Source organism: Amycolatopsis sp. NPDC003865 (genome assembly GCF_053605345.1).
In genome coordinates this window covers 436886-456371 of record NZ_JBSGJA010000004.1, presented here as the reverse complement: position 1 = coordinate 456371, position 19486 = coordinate 436886, and the positions used below count along the sequence as shown (strand labels likewise).

Here is a 19486-nt window from a genome sequence, read left to right as displayed (position 1 = left end):
CGCAGGGATCTGACGGACACCTCAGCAGGACTGCTTGTAGAAGTACTGCGAGTTGGCGTCCATGTCCGCCTTGGTGATCGAGTGCAGCTCCGCGGTGAGGTTCCGCGTCACCGGCTTGCCCTCGATGGCCGCGACGGCCTGCTGGACGCCCTGGGTGCCGATCGAGGCCGGGTCCTGGGCGATGAGCGCCTGGTACTGGCCGTTCTTCAGGCCCTCGACCTCCGACGGGCTGGCGTCGAAGCCGATCAGGTTGACCGCGCCGACCTTGCCCGCGTTGCGCAGGCCGGTCGCCGCGCCTTCACCGGTGTTGAGGTTGGTCGCGAAGACGCCGATGAGGTCCGGCGTCGACGACAGGGCCGCCGTCACCTTGGCCGCGGCCTGCTCCGGCTCGTTCTGGGTGAACTGGACCCCGATCGACTTCAGGTTCGGCGTGTTCTTCAGCTCGTCCTCGAAGCCCTTGGCCCGCGCGGCGGTCGTGGACGTGCCCGCGATCGTGTCGAGCACCAGCACCGAGCCGCTCTTGCCGGCGGCCAGCTTCGCCATCGTCTGGGCGGCGAGCTTGCCGCCCGAGGCGTTGTCGGAGGAGACGGACGACGCCGCGACACTCGTGTCCTTCAGCGAGGTGTCGACCTCGACGATCTTCGCGCCGCGCGCCTTGACCTGCTGGATCGGCGCGAGCATCGCCGTGTCGTCGGTCGGGGCGATGAGCAGCGCCGCCGGTGGGTTGGAGCCGAGGGCGTTGACGAGCTGGGTCTGCATCGCCGCGTCGAACTTCTGCGGCGCCTGCGTGGTGAGCTCGTAGCCGAGCTTCTTCGCCTCGGCTTCGGCACCGCATTGGAGCGAGATGTAGAACGGCTCGGCCTGCACGCCCGGGATCAGCGCGAGCTTCTTCGAGCCCGCCGAATTGGCCTGGCTGTCGCCGGACCCGGTCTGCCCGACCGTGCCGGACCCGCAGGCGGTGAGCAGGGCCGCCGCGGAGACCACGGCACCCATGGCGGTGAGGGTCTTGGTCAGCTTCATAAGCACCTCTTTGTACTTGTGGGGGAACTCAGCGGGAGTTGCGGCGACGGCGGCGCCGCTGGTCGAACCAGACGGCGGCGATGAGCACCGCGCCGACGGCGATCATCTGCCAGAAGTCCTGGACGTGGGTGATGTTGAAGCCCTTCTTCAGCACCGCCGGGATGAACACGCCGATCACCGTGCCCAGCACCGTGCCGACGCCGCCGAAGAGGCTCGTCCCGCCCATCACGACCGCGGCGATCGCGTTGAGGTTGTCGGTGGTGTGCGCCGAGATCGTGGTCGACGCGTAGTACGCCAGCGAAAGGAACCCGGCGATCCCGGCCAGGAAACCCGTCAGCGTGTACACCTTCAGCAGGTGCGCGGTGACGCCGATGCCCGCGCGTCGCGCGCCTTCGGCGTTGGAGCCGACCGCGTAGGTGTAGCGGCCGAACTTCGTGGTGTGCAGCAGCCACGCGCCGATGAGGGTGATCACCACGGCGACGATGACCAGGTTCGGCACCACGCCGAACGAGGTGCCGTAGCCGAGGGTCTGGTTGAGGACCAGGGGGATGCTGCGCACGTCCGAGCCGTTGTTGAGCAGGTAGGCCGAGCCGAGTGCCGCGCCCATGGTGCCGAGGGTGACGATCAGCGGCGGGATCCCCGCCACCGCGATGAGGAAGCCGTTGATCAGACCCCACACGGTCCCGGCGACGACCGCCGCGATCAGGCCGACGGTGATGACGCCCCAGCCGGCGTTCGACGCGTTGCCGCCGGACATCGCCTCCATCACCTTGCCGGCGACCATGCCGGCGAAGATCAGCACCGACCCGACGGACAGGTCGATGCCGGAGGTGATGATCACGAACGTCATCCCGACCGACAGCACCAGCAGCACCGCGGTCTCGATGAGCAGGGTCTGGAAGGTGAACAGCGTCGCGAACTCGCCGGGGGCGATCGCGCTGAACACGACGATCAGCGCGACCAGGACCAGCGCGATCCAGAACGTGTTGGCACCGACCAGCCGCTTGCCCAGCGGCCGCTTGCCGAAGCCCGCGTCGGGGGCCTCCTGGATGTCCTTCACGGGTGCGCTCACGCCGCCTCCTCCTGCACGAGGGCGCCGGTCATCGCGGCGACGAGGTCTTCGAGCTTCGTGTCCGCCCCGGTGAACCGGGCGACGCGCTTGCCGAGCCGCAGCACCTCGACGCGGTCGGCGACCGACAGCACCTCGGGCATGTTGTGGCTGATCAGCACGACGGCGATGCCCTTGTCGCGCACCTTCTTGATGACGTCGAGGACGCGCTCGCGCTGCACGACGCCCAGCGCCGCGGTCGGCTCGTCCATGAACACGACCTTCGACGCCCAGACGACCGACCGCGCGACCGCGACGCTCTGGCGCTGCCCGCCGGACAGCGAGCCGATCGGGACGTCGGTGCTCTGCAGCGTCACGCCGAGGCGCTGGAACTCCTCGATCGCCTGCCGCCGCATCTCGGCCTTGTCGAGCATCCCGAGCTTGCCGAGGATGCCCTTGCGGTGGATCTCGCGGCCGAGGAAGAGGTTGGCCGCCGGGTCCAGCTCCGGTGCGACGGCGAGGTCCTGGTAGACGGTCTCGATGCCCATCCGCCGGGCCGTGGTCGGCGAGTCGAAGTGCACTTCCTTCCCGTCGAGCAGGATCTTCCCCGACGTCGGCTGCTCGGCGCCGGAGAGGCACTTGACCAGGGTGGACTTGCCGGCGCCATTGTCGCCGATCAGGGCCGTCACCTCGCCCGCGCGCGCCTGGAACGACGCGCCGCGCAGGGCTTCGACGGATCCGTAGTGCTTCGTCAGGTCGATCGCGTCGAGCAGGATTTCGCTCATCCGTGCCTCTCTTCCGGCGCGGGCGGACGGCAGCGGATCACCGTCGCCGAGCCGGACAGCTCGGTCTGGCCGGCGTCGAACGGCACCACGTAGGTGTCACCCTTCGCCAGCGCGTACGAACCGCCGTGCTCGGTGCGCAGGGTGCTTTCGCCGTCGAGGACGACGAGCACCGCGAACGACGGGTCGAGTGACAACGTTGTCAGCTTGTCGGTGCGCAGCTGTTCGGCTCGGAAGAACCGCTCCGATCCGCCGGCCAGCAGATCCACAGTGGACGCCCGGTCCCCGGCGGTGCGCTTGATGATGGTCTCGAGCCGCTCGGCGTCCCAGCCGGACGTGTCGAGTGCTTCGATCGCGGTGTCGAAGCCGATGCCGAGGTGGCCCTTCTCCGGGGACGCGAGGAAGTCCCGCCACTCGATCGTCAGCGAGAAGTCCGTCGGCTGCTGCAGCTCGACGACGAAGACGCCTTCGCCGATCGCGTGCGGCAGGCCGGCCGGGATGTAGACGGTGTCGCCGGGCGTCACCGGGACGCTGTTCAACGCGCCCAGCATCGACGGCACGTCCTGCTCCCGCGTCCACTCGGAAACCGTGTCCTTCGACAGCGTCTCCTTGAAGCCCGGGTAGACGCGCGGGTCGTCGCCGTAGGTGCCGACCACGATCCACGCCTCGGTCTTGCCGAAGTGCGAGTCGAAGTGCCGCTTCGCGAACGCGTCGTCCGGGTGGAAGTGCACGGGCAGCCGCTGGCCCGCGTCGAGCAGCTTGACCAGCAGCCCGGTCGACGTCCCGAGCGCCTCGACGTGCTTCGCGCCGAGCCAGCCGTTCGGGTTCGCCACGACGGCGTCACGCAGCCAGGCGCCGTCCGGGAGCGGCGTCAGGCCGTTGGTGTCCTGGCCGAACATGGTGGTCGCCGAGGCGACCCAGTCCTCCGGGCCGAACTTCTTGTCCGACGAGGCCCCGCGCAGCTTCGCGATGGCGTCGCCCCCGCGGTAGAACTGCGGCGGCTGGTTGGCCGGGAGCCGGATGGGTTCGAGGGTCACGGGGCGACCTCACCGGAACCGCGGGCGACGAGATGCACGGGCAGGACTACCTTTCTGGGCGGGGACTGATCTCCTTGGACGCGCGCGAAGAGCAGCTCCGCCGCGGCGTGGCCGAGCGCGCTCACGTCGTGCGCGATCACGGTGACCGGCGGGTCGAGCAGGTCCGCCAGCTCGAAGTCGTCGAAGCCGATCATCGCCGGGCGGTACTCGGCGTGGGCCAGCGCGCGCAGCAGGTGCACGGCGACCCGGTTGTTGCCCGCGATCACGGCGGTGGCCGCGTCCGGGCCGTGCAGCAGCCGCTTCACGGCGTCGCCGACGCCCTCCTGCGTCGGTGTCCGCATGGCGACCAGGGACTCGTCGTAGGAGATGCCGTTGCGGACGCAGCCCTCGCGGAACCCGCGCAGGCGCTCGGCCGCGGTGAAGATGTCCGGGCTGTCGCCGAGGAACGCGATCCGCCGGTGGCCGTGCTTCGCCAGGTGGGTGACGGCTTCGATGGTGCCGCCGAGGTTGTCGACCAGCACCGTGTCGGCCACGATGTCGCCGGCCGGGCGGTCGATGAACACCACCGGCGTGCCCGCGCGCATCTCCGGCACCAGGTAGCCGTGCTGGAGGCCGGCCGGGACGACGAGGATGCCGTCCACCCGCCGCGCGCAGAACTCCAGCACGAGCTCGCGCTCGCGGTCGGAGTTCTCCTCGGACGAGCCGGTGAGCACCTGGCGCCCGAACGACGTCGCGATGCGCTCGACCGCGCGGTTCAGCTCGGAGTAGAAGGGGTTGCCGACGTCCTCGACGATCAGCCCGATGGTGCCGGTCGTCGACCCGCGGCGCAGGTTGCGCGCGCCCAGGTTGCGCCGGAACCCCAGCTGCTCGATGGCCGCCATGACCCGCTCGGCGGTGTCGGGGTGCACCGCCGGTTCGTCGTTGACCACGCGCGAGACGGTCTTGATGCTCACGCCCGCCAACCGCGCCACGTCGCTCATGGTGGCTCGCCTGCTCGCGGTGCGCGGGGCACCGCCGGGGTCCCGGCCGGGAGGAGACAACGTTGTCATAATGCCCGGGATTGAACGCCACGTCCCGGTGGCTTGTCAACGCTTCCCGTGCGAATTGTGCCGATTCGGCTACCGACGTCGTAGGACAGACGGCTGATCATGCTGTCCCGAAGTGGACAGGTCTTGACGAGACCCCTTGACGATCCGGTGAGCCGCTGCCCAAGGTGGCCCGGTTCGACCGACTGCGCGACAAGGTTGTCATCACACCGTTTCTGGTCGCGCTGACGAGGTGAGAGGCGATGGCCATGGCGCGATTGCGCTTAAGAGCCGGTTTGACCTTTTTGACACTGGCGGTGACGGCAGCGGTGGCTCCCGCTGTCCCCGCGGCGGCGGCCACGACGACGGATTTCGCGAAGTGGGTCAACCCCTTCGTCGGCACGCGTCCCGGCGGCGCCGACCACGGCACCGGGGGCGGTGCCGGCAACACGTTCCCGGGCGCGGTGGCGCCGTTCGGCATGGTCCAGTGGAGCCCGGACACGGTGAAGTCCCAGCCGGGCGGGTACTTCTACGACGACAACGCCCTGACCGGGTTCAGCCTGACGCACCTCTCGGGCGCGGGCTGTTCGACCTACGAGGACATCCCGTTCATCCCTTATGTCGGTGAAGTGACGACTTCCCCGGCGACCGACCCCGCGCACTACACGTCGAAGTTCTCGCACGCCAACGAACACGCGACCGCGGGCGCCTACGACGTCACCCTCGACAGTGGAGCGAAGGTCGAGCTGAGCGCGACCCAGCGCACCGGCTCCGCGCGGCTGACCTACCCGGCCGGCGCGTCCTCGACGCTGCTGGTCAACACGTCCGGCTCGGTCAACGGCACCGACGACGCGTCGATCACCATCGGCAAGGACACCATCAGCGGCTGGGCCACCAGCGGCCGCTTCTGCGGGGCCCAGAACAGCTACCGCGTCTATTTCTCGGCGAAGTTCGACACGCCGTTCGCGTCGATCGGCACCTGGAAGAACGGCGCCGTGACCCCGAACAAGGCCGCGGAAACCGGTGGAGCCAAGGCGAAGGTCGCGCAGCCCAACGGCGTGAACGCGTCCATCGCGCGCACCACCACGGCCAAGCAGCAGAACACCACCGTGTCCGGCCCGGGCAGCGGCGGGTACGTCACCTTCGCCAACCTCAACGGCGCCCAGGTGAACGTCCAGGTCGGACTGTCCTTTGTGTCCGTCGACGGCGCGAAGGCCAACCTGAAGGCCGAGAACACCGGCAAGTCCTTCGACACGATCGCGGCGGGCGCGCGCAAGGCGTGGAACGCCCAGCTGGGCAAGATCGCCGTCACCGGCGGCTCCGACGCCGACCTGACGACGTTCTACACTTCGCTGTACCACTCGCTGATCCAGCCGAACGTGTTCTCCGACGTCAACGGCCAGTACATCGGCTTCGACGGCCGGATCCACACGGCCGACAAGGGCCACGCGATGTACACGAACTTCTCCGGCTGGGACATCTACCGGTCGGAGATCCCGCTGCTGGCGACGATCGCGCCGCACGAGACGTCCGACATCGTCCGGTCGATGATGGCCTACGCCGAGCAGGGTGGCTCGTGGGACCGCTGGACGGTGGCCAACGACTACACCGGCGTGATGAACGGCGACCCGTACCACATCATCGTCTCCAGCGCGTACGCCTTCGGCGCCCGTGACTTCGACGCCCAGAAGGCGTTGCTGCTCATGATCAAGGGCGCCACCCAGCCGACCCAGGGCTACACCGAGCGGCCGGGCCTCGACGACTACCAGAAGCTGGGTTACGTGCCCGGCGCCGGCGCGGACACCCTCGAGTACACCAGCGCCGACTTCTCCATCGCCCAGTTCGCCAAGCGGCTCGGCGACAGCGCGACGTACACGACGTTCATGAAGCGCGCGCAGAACTGGCAGAACCTCTACAACCCGGGAACCGGGCACCTCCAGCCGCGCAACGCGGACGGCTCGTTCTCCGGCACCTACGACCCCGCCAGCTCGCAGGGCTGGGTCGAGGGCAACGGCGCGCAGTACGAGTGGATGGTGCCCTACGACCTCGGCGGCGTCGTGACGGCGTTCGGCGGCAACACCGCGACGCAGTCCCGGTTGGACACCTTCTTCACGCAGCTGAACGCGGGCACGCAGGAGCCGTACGCCTTCATGGGCAACGAGCCGAACTCCAACGCGCCGTACGTGTATTCGTACGCGGGCGCGCCGGCCAAGACCCAGGGGATCGTGCACCGCTCGATGGACGAGCTGTACAACCCGCGTCCCGAAGGCCTGATCGGCAACGACGACCTCGGCCAGATGTCGGCCTGGTACGTGTGGTCCGCGCTCGGCGTCTACCCGGAGATCCCGGGCCGCGCCGAGACGCTGCTGGTCACCCCGCGCTTCGAGCACGCCGTGCTCACCACCGGCGCGGGCAAGAAGATCACCATCAACGCGCCGGGCACCGGCGACTACGTGGGCAGCCTGAAGGTCAACGGCGGCACCGCCGCCAAGGCGTGGCTGCCGGAAGCGCTGATCTCCAGCGGTGGCACGCTCGACTACACGCGCTCGGCCACGGCGACCTCGTGGGGCAGTGCGACGGCCGACGCGCCGCCGTCGTTCCGCGAGCAGGAGAAGCCCAGCCTGTCCTTTGTGGACCCGGCGCGCGCGGTGACACCCGCGGGGTCGACGTCCAAGGCGTCCGTGGGTGTCCAGGACCTCTCCGGCGTCGCCCGGACCTGGACCTACAGCGCGGGCAGCGTCGACGGGATCACGCTGACCCCGGCGACCGGCAGCATCGCGGTGCCCGCCGCGGGCAAGGCCCAGGCCGAGCTCACGGTCAGCGTCCCGGCCGGCCTGGCCGACGGCGCCCGGCGCATCCCGGTGACGTTCTCCGCGCCGGGAGTCGCGTCCTCGCAGGCCGTCCTGACGGTACTGGTGGCCCAGCCGAACAGCTGGCTGGCCACGGTGAACAACGCCGGCATCTCCCCGGATTCGAACTCGGGCGCGGCCAACTTCGACGGCGGCGGCTGGAGCTACTCGGCCGACGCCCTCGCGGCGGCCGGTGCGACGCCGGGCAGCACGGTGACCAGTGACGGGCTGAATTTCACTTGGCCGTCGTTCCCGGCGGGCGACCCGGACAACGTGATCGCGTCCGGTCAGACGGTCAACGTCTCCGGTTCGGGGCGGCTCGCGCTGCTCGGCTCGGCGTCGAACGGCAACGCGTCCGGCACGCTGACCATCACCTACACCGACGGCACGAAGTCGACCGCGACCATCGGGTTCTCCGACTGGACCCTCGGTGGCGGCGGCGCGCAGCCGGCGTTCGGCAACCGGATCGTGCTGTCGACGCCGTACCGCAACGCCGCGGGCAGCGACCCGCAGCAGATCCGCACGATGGTGTTCGGCACCAACCCGATCACCCTCGACGCGGGCAAGACGGTGGCGAGCGTGACGTTGCCGGACAACGTCAGCGGCGGCGCGCTCCACGTGTTCGCCATCGGCATCGGCGCGTAGCCCGGGAAAGCGACGGCCCCCTCCCCGCGCGGGGAGGGGGCCGTTCCCGTGCCCGGGGAATGGCCGGAACCGGCCAGTGTCATCGCCCGTTCGGCCGCTTGCGAGCGATCGGCCCTGCGTTAGGTTGGTCACACCCCAAGGGGAGTGGGGAGGTGGGGAAATCGTGCCGATCGCCCAGGAACCGTTGGTGTTCCCGGATGTCGAGCAGTCCGTCGCGGAGTTCGTGCGCGCGCGGCCGGAACTGTCCGGTGTGCCGGTGGGAACGTCGGTGCCGCCGGGCTTCGACGGGACGCAGCGCGCCGTGGTGCTCACCCGACTCGGCGGCGTCTACCTCGACGACGACCGGCTCGACAACGCCGAGGTGCGGCTGGACTCGTACGGTCCGGAGAAGACCGCCGCGCACGCGGTCGCGCTGGCCGTGCGGGGTGTCCTGCCGCTCCTGAGCGCTTCCAGCGGCACCGTGTTCACTGACGTGACCGAGCTCCAGGGGCCGTGCTTCGTGCTCGATCGAAGGCATTCCGACGCGAACCGGTACGTCATGCGGTACCGGTTCGTCGCGCTAGTCGTATCCAGACCGGCCTGACCCGGGCCGGCGGTGCAGTGGGAGGGCTGCTCATGCCAGGACTGAACGCCAGCGAAATCCGGGTGGCGGGAACCGGGGCCATCTACGTGGCGCCGGCGCACACCGCCGCACCGGCCGACTTCACCAAGCCGTGGGCCTCGCCGTGGGTCGACCTCGGCTACACCACCGCCGACGGCGTCAAGTTCGTCAAGAAGGACAAGCTCGACCCGGTGGACACGTGGCAGTCGGTGGCCGCGATCCGGTACGTCTTCAGCGACCGCGACTTCTCCGCGAAGTTCTCGCTGCTGCAGATCAACAGCGACACCTTGCAGTTCTTCTTCAGCGCGCCCGCGGGGACGAACGGCGTCTACAATATCGCCGCCGCGCCACGGGTCGACGAACGCGCGCTCGGCATCGAGTTCAGCGACGGCCCGAACGTGAAGCACCGCTTCTACATCCCGCGCGGGGTCGTCACCGAGACCGACGAAACCGCGATCACGCGGACGTCGGCGATCAAGCTCGGCGTCACGTTCACCGCGATGACGCCGATCAACAGCACTTCCGAGCCGCTCGCGCAGTGGTCGATCAACCCTGCCGCGGGCACCGCCGCCGCCGAAGAAAAGTCCGCCTGAACGGGCGAGGGGGAACGCACGAATGGCCAAGTACAACGTCAACGCGGTCCGCGCGCAGCGCCTGGAAGCCTTGGGGGAGCGCTGGGAGTTCGAGCTGGACGGCGACACTTTCAGCCTGCCGACCGAGCTGCCCCGGGAAGCGGTGGCGCGGTTGTCCGGTCTCGATCCGTCTGATTTGGACGGTCTGCTCGAGGTGCTGCTCGGCGCCGAGCAGTTCGAGAAGCTCGGCCGGCACGCGCTGAGCGTGCAGGACGTCCAGGCCCTGCTGGAAGCCTACGGCCGAGACACTGGTATGGCGCTGGGGGAATCCTCGGCCTCGACGCGCTCCTGAGCGAGCACGGCGAGGCCGTCGAAGCCGACCTGCTCCGGTTCTACCGGGTGGACCTGCTCGACTACTACCGCGGCAAGCTGACGCCGAGGCGGCTGCGGGTGCTCATTCGGCACCTGCCCCGCGAGTCGGCGCTGGTGCGCGCCCTGCACGGCGAGGCGGCCGAGTGGGGCCTGACCGAGCACCTGCTCGCGGGTGCGGTCGACGAGCTCGCGGTGGGCAACTGGCTGTTCGTCGCGGCCAATTCCGCCGAGGGCGCCGACCAGCCGGACCGGCCGCGCCCGGTCCCGCGCCCGGGTCTGGAGCCCGAACCCGACCCGGCGGCGAGCACCGACGAGATCGCCGCGTTCTTCGGCACCCCAGGGGGTGAGTGATGACGAATCCGGTCGGTCCGGTCCAGTTCCCCGTCGTGCTCGACTTCAAGGCGATGGCTGAAGAAGCAGGCAAGATCATCGCTGAGTTCGCCAAGAACGTGAAGGCGAGCGCGCAGGCCGTGAAAGCCGACACGCAGGTGATGAAGGCCGATGCGCAGGCGATCAAGGTCGATCTGAGCGGCCTGCAACTGAAGAGCCTCAGAGACATCAAGGACAACATCGCCAAGATCCGGGCGGGTGCGTCGAGTGCGTTCGGCCCGGTGCGAGCGGGTGTGGAGAGCGCCGCCGAAGCCGTCAAGAAGTTCACCTCGTCGGTGGCGGCTTCGACGGTGGTGACCAAGGCGAAGGCGGCGGCCGACCGGATCGCCACGGTGGCGAGCAAGGCGTGGGCGGTGGCCAGCCGCCTCCTCGGCGTGGCGGTGCGGTTCGCGATGGGACCGGTCGGGATCGCCATCGCGGTACTGGTCGCCGCGTTCATCCTGGCCTACAAGCGAAGTACGAGGTTCCGCACCATCGTGAATGCCGTGTTCGCCGCGGTCAAGAACGCGGTCGTGAGCGCGGTGAACACGATCCGCGGCGTTATCGCGGTGGTGTGGCCCTACATCTCGAAGGTCATCCAGGTCGCGGTCACCGTGATCCGCACCTACGTCACCACTTACTTCACCATCGTGCGCACGGTCGTCACGGCGGTGTTCAACGCGGTCAAGGCGGTGGTCACCGGCGCGATCCACACGGTCGTCGCGACGATCCGCGGCGTCGGCCAGGTGGTCGGCATTGTGCGGAACGCCTTCGACCAGGCCAAGTCCGCGGTGAGCAACGCCATCTCCGGGGTCGTTTCGTTCGTGCGCGGGCTGCCCGGCCGGGTCGTCTCCGCGCTCGGCAACATCGGGAAGACGCTCTACGGCGCCGGGAAGTCGCTGATCGAAGGGTTCATCGGCGGGATCCGCGACATGGCGGGCACCATCGTCTCGGCGATCAAGAACTTCATCGTCGACAAGATTCCCGGCCCGATCAAGAGCGTGCTCAAGATCTTCTCGCCGTCGCAGGTGATGGCCGACATCGGCCGCAACATCGGGGCCGGGCTGACCGTCGGCATCGAGGCGAGCGGCGACCAGGTGTCCGGGGCGATGACCCGGCTGGTGCCGCTGCCGGGCTCGGCCACCATCCGGCCGGCGGTGGCGAACCTGACCAAGGCGGTCGCGGCCTCCGCCGTGGGCCCGGTGGCCCGCTCCGCGCCGGGTGGCTCGGTGACGGTCAACGTGCACCCGCGGGCGGGCCAGTCCGAATACGAGATCGGCCGCGTCGCGGCCCGGGAGGTGGCATGGGCGGCGAAACGCTGAGTGCCGTGTCGCTCGCGCTGCCGGTGTACGAACTGGACGGCTGGGCCGGCAACACGGTGGACTCCGACGGCGTCGAGTGGTGGGTCACCAAAGAGGACGGCTGGTCTGCCGGTCCCGGCGTGCGGCTCGAACTGGCCGACCGGCCGCAGCGGGACGGCGCCTTCGACGCGCCGTCGTTCCGCTCGGCGCGGGTGATCACACTCGAGGGCACTGCTGTCGCGCCCGACGAGGAAAGCCGCGAACGGGCGAAGGACCGGATCGCCGCAGTGCTCGTCGACGGTTCGGCGCCGGCGGAGTTCGTCGTGCGGGAACGCACGGTGACGCGCCGCGCGCTGGTCCGGCTCTCGGCCGGCACGAAGGTCTCCGACACGACACCGGTGAGCTTCGACTGGTCCCTGCAGTTCACCGCGCCCGACCCGCTGCGCTACGGCGAAGAAGTCCACGAGCTGTCCTGCGGGCTGCCGAAACCGGGGCAGGGCATCACTTTCCCGCTTCGCTTCCCGCTGGTGTTCGGGCAGGCGGAGGGCGGCACGCTGGCGCTGGTGAACGCGGGCGCGGCGCCGACGCGTCCGGTGTGGACGATCGCCGGCCCGTGCACGCAGCCGGTGATCCGCAACGACTCGACCGGCGAGCGGCTCGCGTTTTCGCTGAGCCTCGCCGAAGGCGACGTGCTGACCGTCGACACGGCCGCGCGGACGGTGTTCCTCGGCACGGCCTCGCGCCGTTCGGTGCTGCAACCGCGGTCGAGCTGGTTCGGGCTCCCGCCGGGCAGCACGGCGGTCGGGTTCGAGGCTTTCGACGACGCCGAAGCGGGCACGCTGACCGTCCGCTGGCGCGACGCGTGGATCTGAAGAGCGAGAAGGGGAGCTTGCGATGGCGGAACGGCACGCGGGGTGGGTCGACGGCGTCGACTCGGCCGAAGCGCGGTTGATCACCGGGGCACTGGTGCAGGCGGAGGCGACCGGCGACGCGCTCGACCCGCTGCGGGCGCGCCCCGGGATCCGGGACGCGCCGGGCCAGCCCGGGTCGGTCACGATCGCGTCGAACAAGCTGCGGGTCAACCCGTTCCAGGCCGTGCTCACCGACCGGGCCCGGCCGGGCGACGGTCCCTACATCGTCACGCTGGACGCGGTGAAGGAACTGCCCTTCGGCGCGGCGCACGCGTCGCTGTCCCGGCTGGACCTGGTGGTCGCGGAGATCGTCGGCGGGGCGTTCGCGGTGAACGTCTACGCGGGGGAGAACGCGGCCAGCCCGGTCCGCCCGACGCCGAACGGGTCCCCGGTGCTCGTGCTGGCCGAGGTCCAGGTGCCCCCGGCGGGCACCGCGCCCACGATCGTCGACCGCCGCCAGTTCACCTCCGCCCTCAGCGGGATCCTGCCAGTCCGGGGCGAAACCGATCTCCCGCCCGTCGCGACCACCCACAGCAGCCAGTTCGTCTACCGCCTCGACACCGGGGTGCTGCTGTGCAAGCGCGGCGGCGCGTGGGCCCCCTACCGGCCGCCGCGCGGGGACACCTGGCACGCGCCGACCCTGCAGAACAGCTGGGTCAACTACGGCAGCGGGTACACCACGGCCGCCTACACCCTGATGGACGACGGCTGGGTGCGGCTGCGGGGCCTGGTCAAGAGCGGCGTCTTCGACAAGCCGGTGTTCACCCTGCCGGTCGGTTACCGGCCGGTCGCGCACTGGCTGCTCGGCGTCTCCACCAACCCTGACGCGCACGGCCGGGTGGACATCCTGCCGACCGGTGAGGTGATGGCGACGACCGGCAACGCCGGCTGGTTCTCCCTCGACGGCCTCACGTTCTCCACCTACTAGGCGCCGCACGTGGGCACGTCGTACACCTACCTGATCGCGGACCTGCGCACCGGCGCGGTTCTCGACGAACTCCCGCTGTCCGGCGTGCAGTTCGACAAGAAGCTCAACGACACCGGCACGCTGCGCGGGCAGCTGCGGGTCGACGACCCGGAGATCCGGATCCGCGAGCCGCGGCTGCTCGCCGAGCCGGGCCGCACCGCGGTCTACGTCGACCGGGACGGCGACCTGGTGTGGGGCGGCATCGTCTGGACCAGCCGCTACAGCGCGGCCGGCGGGGTGCTGGAGCTGACCGCCGCCGACTTCGCGTCCTACTTCGACCACCGGCTGGTCCTCGATCCCACGGACCTGAGCCGGCCGGTCTCGTTCACCGCCACCGACCAGCTCGCGATCGTGCGGGGACTGCTGGACCTCGCGCAGTCGGCGGACGGCGGCGACCTCGGGGTGGCCGTCACCGGCTCGGCGACCTCCGGCGTCCTGCGCACGGTGAGCTACGCGTCGGCCGACCTGAAGTCGGTCGCGGAGGTCCTGCGGGACCTCGCGAACACCGACACCGGGTTCGACTTCGCCTTCGACGTCCGCTACGACGAGAGCGGCCAGCCGGAACGCCTGCTGCGGCTGGGGTATCCGCGCCTGGGCCTGCCCGGCGGGGACCGCGCGTACGTCTGGGAGTACGGCGCGAACCTGGTCGACTTCGTCTGGCCGAGCGACGCCGCGAGCATGGCGACCCGGGTGCTCGGGATGGGGAACGCCGGCGGCGGGGGCGTCCCGGTGGTGCGGTCGGACCCGGGCGCGACGGCGGGCGGCTGGCCGTTGCTGGAAGCCGCGGCCGCGCCGGTGGACACCACCGACGCCGCCATGCTCGCCGCGCACGTCGCCGGGGAGCTGGCCGCCCGGCGGCGGCCGGTCGTGCTGCCCGAGCTGACCGTGCGCGCCGATCTCGACCCGGTCGTCGGGACGTACTCGGTCGGCGACGACGCGCGGATCGTCGTCGACGACCCGTTCTTCGCCGGGGACCAGCTCGACGTCACCGTCCGGCTGCTCGGGCTGTCGGTCACGCCCGGCGACGACGGCGGGCAGGAGCAGGTCGTGTTGACCGTCGAACCCTTCTTGGAGCCGTCGTGAGCCGCGTCAACCAGCCGGACACCCTCGTCACGCTGCTGCGGGAGATCCAGCGGCGGCTGCGCGTGCTCGAAGGCACCCGCCACGCCGCCGCGGCGTTCGCGGCGACGGCGGCCGCGCCGGCCCCGGCCCTGGCCTTCCAGCCGGCGCGCCCGCAGGACTGGCCCGGCACGGCCGTGCCGGGCTGGACCCCGCTCGTCCGGCTGCTCACCCGGCCCGGCGCGTTCGTGGTCGTCTTGGAAGCCGTGGCCGACAGCGAAGGCGAGGTGCGGGTGGTCGTGGACGGCGAAGTGGCCGAAACCTTCGCGGTCACCGGCGACGTCGGCCGCCACGAAGCCGCTGTCGCTCCGAGTGCCGAGCTGGTGGTCGAAGCGCGGCGGACCGGGGCCACGGGGACGGTGCGGGTGACGGCTTTCGCGCTCGCGGGCTGACCGCTGTCCGGAACGAGACAGGTATTCACCACCCTCTTGACCGGTTCGCCGGGCGTTGCCGAAGGTGTCGGAGGGGATGACATCGTTGGCAGGAGGAAGCTCAGTGAAGAGCAAGGTCCTGGCGGGCGCGCTGGCGCTCGCCGTGGTGACGACGGGGGTGAGTCCCGCCGTGGCCGAAGCGTCTGGGGGCGACGCCCTCGACGCCGTCACCACGTTCATCGGCACGCAGGACGAGGGCAACACCTTCCCGGGCGCCTCGGCGCCGTTCGGGATGACGCAGGTCAGCCCCATCACCTCGCACTACGCCGGCTACCGCTACACCGACACCGCCATCCGCGGCTTCGGGCACTTCTTCCTGTCCGGCGCGGGCTGCTGGGAGCAGGGCGGCCTCGTCTCGACGCTGCCGACCACCGGCGAAATCGGCCCCGGTAAAGCGTTCGACACGACGAATGCGTCCACTTTCGACCAGAAGCTCTACGCCTCGCCGTTCACCCACGACGGCGAAGTCGGCAAGCCCGGCTACTACAAGGTCCACCTGACCGGCTACGGCGGCGTCGACGTCGAGACGACCGCGGCCACCCGCGCCGGTGTCGAGCGGTACACGTTTGCGAAACCCGACAACGCCAACGTCTTCGTCAACGTCGGGCAGGCCAACGACAAGGAACCGGTCACCGGCAGCAGCGTCCGGATCGTCGACGACCGGACCGTCGAAGGAACCGTGGAGTCGCAGGCGTTCTGCGGCGGCAAGCCCTACACGACGTACTTCACGACGAAGTTCGACAAGCCGTTCACGTCCTCCGGCACGTGGTCGCCGGACGGCGGCACCCCGGGCGGCCGGGAGTCGAAGGGCGGCGCGGGCCTGCGCGGCGCGTGGCTGAGTTTCGGCGGCCAGAGCCAGGTCACCGCCACCACGGCCATCTCCCAGGTGGACGCGCAGGGCGCGCGGATCAACCTGGCCTCGGAAAGGATCCGCTCGTTCGACGCGGCCAAGGACGCGGTCCAGCGCACCTGGCGCCACGAGCTGTCCACTGTGGACATCAAGGGCGGCACGACCGACGACCGCACGGTGTTCTACACCTCGCTCTACCACGCGTTGCTGCAGCCGCTGACGGCGAACGACGCCGACGGCCGCTACTACGGCTTCGACAAGAAGATCCACCGCGCGGTCGGCTGGACCTACTACGACTTCTTTTCGCTGTGGGACACCTACCGCTCCCAGAACCAGCTCCTGGCGCTGCTGCGGCCGGACCGCGCGAAGGACATCGCCAAGAGCATCCTCGCCATCCACGACCAGGGCGGCTGGCTGCCGCGGTGGGCGTACGCGAGCCAGGAGACGAACACGATGACCGGCGACCCGGTCACGCCGTTCCTGGTGGACCTGTGGCGGTTCGGGGCGCTGTCGGGCGAGGAGATGCACGCCTACCAGGCGCTGCTGCAGAACTCGACGCAGATCCCGCCGGCGTCCTCGCCGTTCCAGGGCCGCTCGGGCAACGCCAGCTACCAGGCCGGCGGGTTCGTCCAGTACGACCCGGACTTCCCCAAGAAGGGCCAGGACACCGACCCCAACCACGGCGCGTCGGCCACCTTGGAGTACGCGCTCGGTGACTGTTCGCTGTCGGTCATGGCCGCCGCGCTCGGCCAGAAGGCCGACGCCGCCGCGCTGAAGCAGAAGGGCCGGACCTACCGGACGCTCTGGGACGAAACGCAGTCCGACCGCGGCTTCACCGGGTTCTTCCGGCCGAAGGTCCTCGGCGGTGCCTGGTTCAGCCCCGCCGACAAGCCGTACAGCCCGCAGAGCCAGGACGGCTTCCACGAGGGCACGGCGTGGCAGTACCAGTGGCTCGTCCAGCAGGACGTGCCCGGCCTGGTCCAGCGGATGGGCGGCCCGGCGGCCACCGGGAAGCGCCTCGACGACTTCTTCGCCTACGACGAGCTGGTGAAGAACCCGGCGTCGGCGGTCCGCGAGAACTGGGTCGTCGGCCCGTACGACTACTACGACCAGTTCCGCTACAACCCGAACAACGAGCCGGACCTGCACTCGCCGTGGATGTACGCGCTCACCGGGCAGCCGGCGAAGACATCGACGGTCGTGCGGGCGGCGCACACGCTGTTCACCAACGCGCCCAACGGCGTCACCGGGAACGACGACCTCGGCACCATGTCCGCCTGGTACGTCTTCAGCGCGCTCGGGCTCTACCCCGCCGTCCCAGGGACTGGGAACTTCGTGCTGAACGCGCCGCGGTTCGAGAAGTCCGTGCTGCACCTGGAGAACGGGCGCGACATCACGATCAAGGCGCCCGGTGCGGACGGCTCGAAGCTCCAGTACGTCTCGGGCCTGAAGGTCGAGTCGCGCGCCAGTGACCGCGTGTACGTCAACGTGGACCAGCTGAAGCGCGGCGCGACGCTCGACTTCCGCCTGACCGCCGACGCCGCCGCGGCGACGTGGGGGACGTCACCCGCATCGGCGCCGGTTTCGCCCTGCGCGGAGTAGACAAAGGACGCTCACGACCGTGGTCCAGACCACATCGGACCACGGTCGTGAGCATCGTCACGGGCCCCGGTGTTCCCGTGAGGGCCGTCACGCCTCACACTGGTACCACCACGTCCGACAGCGCCGTTGACGTCCAAGGCAAGTCCGCCTTGGACGGTGTGCCGGGCGTTTTGTTATGTGTGAACCAACGTGGTGAGACCCCACAGGAGGAAGCAGTGTCCAGCAAGGCCGCTCTCGTGTTCCGCGTGGCCGCAGTAGCCGAAGCCCTGTCCTGGGCCGCGCTGCTGGTCGGGATGTTCCTCAAGTACGTCGTCCACTCCTCCGGCGAGGGCGGCGTGCCCGTCATCGGCATGGTGCACGGCGTGATCTTCGTCCTCTACGTGGTCGTCTCCCTGTCCGTGGCGAAGCCGCTCGGCTGGCGCCCGAAGACGCTGGTCCTCGCGCTGCTCGCGAGCATCCCGCCGCTGTTCACGTGGCTGTTCGAGAAGTGGGCGCTGCGCAACGGCAAGCTCGACGGGCCGCAGCGGCTGTCCCACGGTGGTGTCGGCCTGTTCCAGGTGAAGGAACCCGTCGCCGCCTGATCCCGGCATGTGAGAAAGGCCCGCACCGAGGTGCGGGCCTTTCCGCTATTCGGTGAAGTCCCCGGCGGCGCGGCGGACCTTCGTCAGCAGGTCCGTCAGCTGCTCGGTCTGCCGTTCGGTGAGCCCGGAGAGCCCGAAGTCGATCTCCGTCACGGCCGCGGTGGCGCTCTCCCGGCGCTTGCGGCCTTCGTCGGTGATCTCGACGAGCGTCGTGCGCCGGTCCGTCGGGTGCGGGACGCGCTTGACGAGCCCGTCGCGCTCCAGCCGGTCGACTATGTTGGTGACACTGGTGGGGTGCAGCTGGAGCCGCTCGCCCATCACCCGCATCGGCAGGCTGGCGCTGCGGGCGAAGGTGAGCAGCACCAGTGCTTCGTACCGGGCGAAGGTCAGGCCGTGCGGCTTGAGCGCGCCGTCCACCGCGGACTGGATGATCTGCTGGACGCGCATCACGCCGGTGACCGCGGCCATGGTGCCGGCGGGCCCGATCCGGGCCTCCCAGAGCTGTGCCGCGCGGGCGATCGGGTCGAACGGCAGCGGACGGTTCATGACACGCGAAGTTACCAGCGGGTACCGGCGGGTGTCGCACGACCGGCGGAAAGAACACCGAAGAAGGGACTTCCGAGCATGATCGTCGCGTTCAGCGTGAGCCCGTCCGGCGGAGAGCCCGACGGCGGAGTCAGCGAGGCCGTCGCCCGCGCCGTCAAGGTGGTCCGGGAATCGGGCCTGCCCAACTCGACCAACGCGATGTTCACGAACATCGAAGGCGAGTGGGACGAGGTGATGGACGTCGTGAAGCGCGCGGTCGAGGCCGCGGGGGAGGGCTCGGCGCGGGTCGGCCTGGTCCTGAAAGCGGACATCCGCCCCGGCTTCACCGACCAGCTCGAGGCCAAGGTGGACCGCGTCGAAGCCCACCTGCGCGAGGCGTGACTACGGCAGTGGCGGGGTGAAGGCGACCGTCCAGCGGCCGTCTTCGCTCGTCACCGTCAGCGGGTAGCTGAACGGCTTGCCGTCGCCGAGCGCACCGGTGATCGTCGCGCGGGCCGGGGCTGCCGCGTCCGGCCCGAGCTCCACGTGGACGTCGTGGACGCCGTGGTCGGCCAGTACCGCGACGTAGTCCTTCGCGAAGTCGTCGCCGCCCGAACCGGGGTAGTCGAGCAGGTCGCCGAACGCGTCCGGGTCGTGCGTGCCGAGCGCGGCGGCTAGCTTGTCGCGCAGCTCGGCGGGCGAGGCCGCGCCGGGGTCCGGCTCGTGGACGATGAGCAGCGTCACCGCGCCGATCCAGACGACGGCGGCCGCGATCGACAGGCCCACCTTCACGTCACGCCGGATGTGCACCCGGCCGAGCCTGCCCCAGCGGACGCCGTCCTGCCAAGCGGACCGGCCGGGGCACCCGGTGAAACTCCT

The 19486-nt window shown here is 70.2% G+C and carries 20 protein-coding genes; 13 read left to right on the top strand and 7 right to left on the bottom strand.

The window, feature by feature from the left end:
- Positions 1-21: 21 nt before the first annotated feature.
- From ACWEVP_RS13745 to ACWEVP_RS13725, 5 genes are read right to left on the bottom strand one after another with little or no spacing between them, the layout of a single operon-like run.
- Positions 22-1020: an ABC transporter substrate-binding protein gene (locus ACWEVP_RS13745; protein WP_452062870.1), complete on the bottom strand. Its 999-nt coding sequence runs from the start codon at positions 1018-1020 to the stop codon at positions 22-24.
- 28 nt (positions 1021-1048) lie between these two features.
- A complete protein-coding gene (locus ACWEVP_RS13740) occupies positions 1049-2092 on the bottom strand; it encodes an ABC transporter permease (protein ID WP_452062869.1) in 1044 nt (347 codons plus the stop codon).
- Positions 2089-2853, bottom strand: coding sequence for an ATP-binding cassette domain-containing protein (locus ACWEVP_RS13735; RefSeq protein ID WP_452062868.1), 765 nt, complete (start codon positions 2851-2853; stop codon positions 2089-2091). Before ACWEVP_RS13735 ends, ACWEVP_RS13740 begins: the two co-directional genes overlap by 4 nt.
- Positions 2850-3887, bottom strand: coding sequence for a class I mannose-6-phosphate isomerase (locus ACWEVP_RS13730; protein WP_452062867.1), 1038 nt, complete (start codon positions 3885-3887; stop codon positions 2850-2852). The genes ACWEVP_RS13735 and ACWEVP_RS13730 overlap by 4 nt, the downstream gene beginning before the upstream one ends.
- On the bottom strand, positions 3884-4867 hold the full coding sequence (locus ACWEVP_RS13725) for a LacI family DNA-binding transcriptional regulator (protein WP_452062866.1): 984 nt from the start codon (positions 4865-4867) through the stop codon (positions 3884-3886). Before ACWEVP_RS13725 ends, ACWEVP_RS13730 begins: the two co-directional genes overlap by 4 nt.
- Positions 4868-5181: 314 nt before the next feature.
- On the opposite strand from ACWEVP_RS13725, the gene ACWEVP_RS13720 reads away from it, so the two are divergent.
- The 12 genes from ACWEVP_RS13720 to ACWEVP_RS13665 all read left to right on the top strand — a co-directional run bounded on the left by ACWEVP_RS13720 (position 5182) and on the right by ACWEVP_RS13665 (position 18082).
- Positions 5182-8406, top strand: coding sequence for a GH92 family glycosyl hydrolase (locus ACWEVP_RS13720; protein WP_452062946.1), 3225 nt, complete (start codon positions 5182-5184; stop codon positions 8404-8406).
- A 163-nt stretch (positions 8407-8569) separates the two neighbouring features.
- Positions 8570-8989 (top strand): hypothetical protein, encoded by a 420-nt coding sequence (locus ACWEVP_RS13715; RefSeq protein WP_452062865.1) that lies wholly within the window; start codon positions 8570-8572, stop codon positions 8987-8989.
- Between the two features lie 32 nt (positions 8990-9021).
- On the top strand, positions 9022-9600 hold the full coding sequence (locus ACWEVP_RS13710) for a phage tail tube protein (protein ID WP_452062864.1): 579 nt from the start codon (positions 9022-9024) through the stop codon (positions 9598-9600).
- A 22-nt stretch (positions 9601-9622) separates the two neighbouring features.
- Entirely contained in the window at positions 9623-9931 is a 309-nt protein-coding gene (locus ACWEVP_RS13705) for a hypothetical protein (RefSeq protein WP_155544985.1), read from the top strand.
- 47 nt (positions 9932-9978) lie between these two features.
- Entirely contained in the window at positions 9979-10302 is a 324-nt protein-coding gene (locus ACWEVP_RS13700) for a hypothetical protein (RefSeq protein ID WP_452062863.1), read from the top strand.
- Positions 10302-11642 carry a phage tail protein gene (locus tag ACWEVP_RS13695; RefSeq protein ID WP_452062862.1) on the top strand — a complete coding sequence of 447 codons (1341 nt, stop codon included), beginning with the start codon at positions 10302-10304 and terminating at the stop codon, positions 11640-11642. The genes ACWEVP_RS13700 and ACWEVP_RS13695 overlap by 1 nt, the downstream gene beginning before the upstream one ends.
- The gene (locus tag ACWEVP_RS13690; protein ID WP_452062861.1) at positions 11624-12493 is read left to right on the top strand and encodes a phage distal tail protein; all 870 of its coding nucleotides are present in this window, start codon (positions 11624-11626) and stop codon (positions 12491-12493) included. Before ACWEVP_RS13695 ends, ACWEVP_RS13690 begins: the two co-directional genes overlap by 19 nt.
- Positions 12494-12515: 22 nt before the next feature.
- On the top strand, positions 12516-13460 hold the full coding sequence (locus ACWEVP_RS13685; protein WP_452062860.1) for a hypothetical protein: 945 nt from the start codon (positions 12516-12518) through the stop codon (positions 13458-13460).
- A 9-nt stretch (positions 13461-13469) separates the two neighbouring features.
- A complete protein-coding gene (locus tag ACWEVP_RS13680) occupies positions 13470-14582 on the top strand; it encodes a hypothetical protein (RefSeq protein WP_452062859.1) in 1113 nt (370 codons plus the stop codon).
- Positions 14579-15010 carry a hypothetical protein gene (locus ACWEVP_RS13675; RefSeq protein ID WP_452062858.1) on the top strand — a complete coding sequence of 144 codons (432 nt, stop codon included), beginning with the start codon at positions 14579-14581 and terminating at the stop codon, positions 15008-15010. The genes ACWEVP_RS13680 and ACWEVP_RS13675 overlap by 4 nt, the downstream gene beginning before the upstream one ends.
- Positions 15011-15113: 103 nt before the next feature.
- Positions 15114-17501, top strand: a complete 2388-nt coding sequence (locus tag ACWEVP_RS13670; protein WP_452062857.1) for a GH92 family glycosyl hydrolase — start codon at positions 15114-15116, stop codon at positions 17499-17501.
- A 215-nt stretch (positions 17502-17716) separates the two neighbouring features.
- Positions 17717-18082 (top strand): DUF3817 domain-containing protein, encoded by a 366-nt coding sequence (locus tag ACWEVP_RS13665; RefSeq protein ID WP_103350428.1) that lies wholly within the window; start codon positions 17717-17719, stop codon positions 18080-18082.
- Positions 18083-18127: 45 nt separating this feature from the next.
- Here ACWEVP_RS13665 and ACWEVP_RS13660 read toward each other — a convergent pair whose 3' ends face one another.
- Positions 18128-18628, bottom strand: a complete 501-nt coding sequence (locus tag ACWEVP_RS13660) for a MarR family winged helix-turn-helix transcriptional regulator (protein WP_452062856.1) — start codon at positions 18626-18628, stop codon at positions 18128-18130.
- Positions 18629-18706: 78 nt separating this feature from the next.
- Here ACWEVP_RS13660 and ACWEVP_RS13655 point away from each other — a divergent pair, with 78 nt between their 5' ends.
- Complete coding sequence (locus tag ACWEVP_RS13655) at positions 18707-19009, top strand: thiamine-binding protein (protein WP_452062855.1); 303 nt, start codon at positions 18707-18709, stop codon at positions 19007-19009.
- Here the strand turns inward: ACWEVP_RS13655 and ACWEVP_RS13650 are convergent, their stop codons facing one another.
- The gene (locus tag ACWEVP_RS13650) at positions 19010-19417 is read right to left on the bottom strand and encodes a hypothetical protein (RefSeq protein WP_452062854.1); all 408 of its coding nucleotides are present in this window, start codon (positions 19415-19417) and stop codon (positions 19010-19012) included.
- Between the last annotated feature and the right edge of the window lie 69 nt (positions 19418-19486).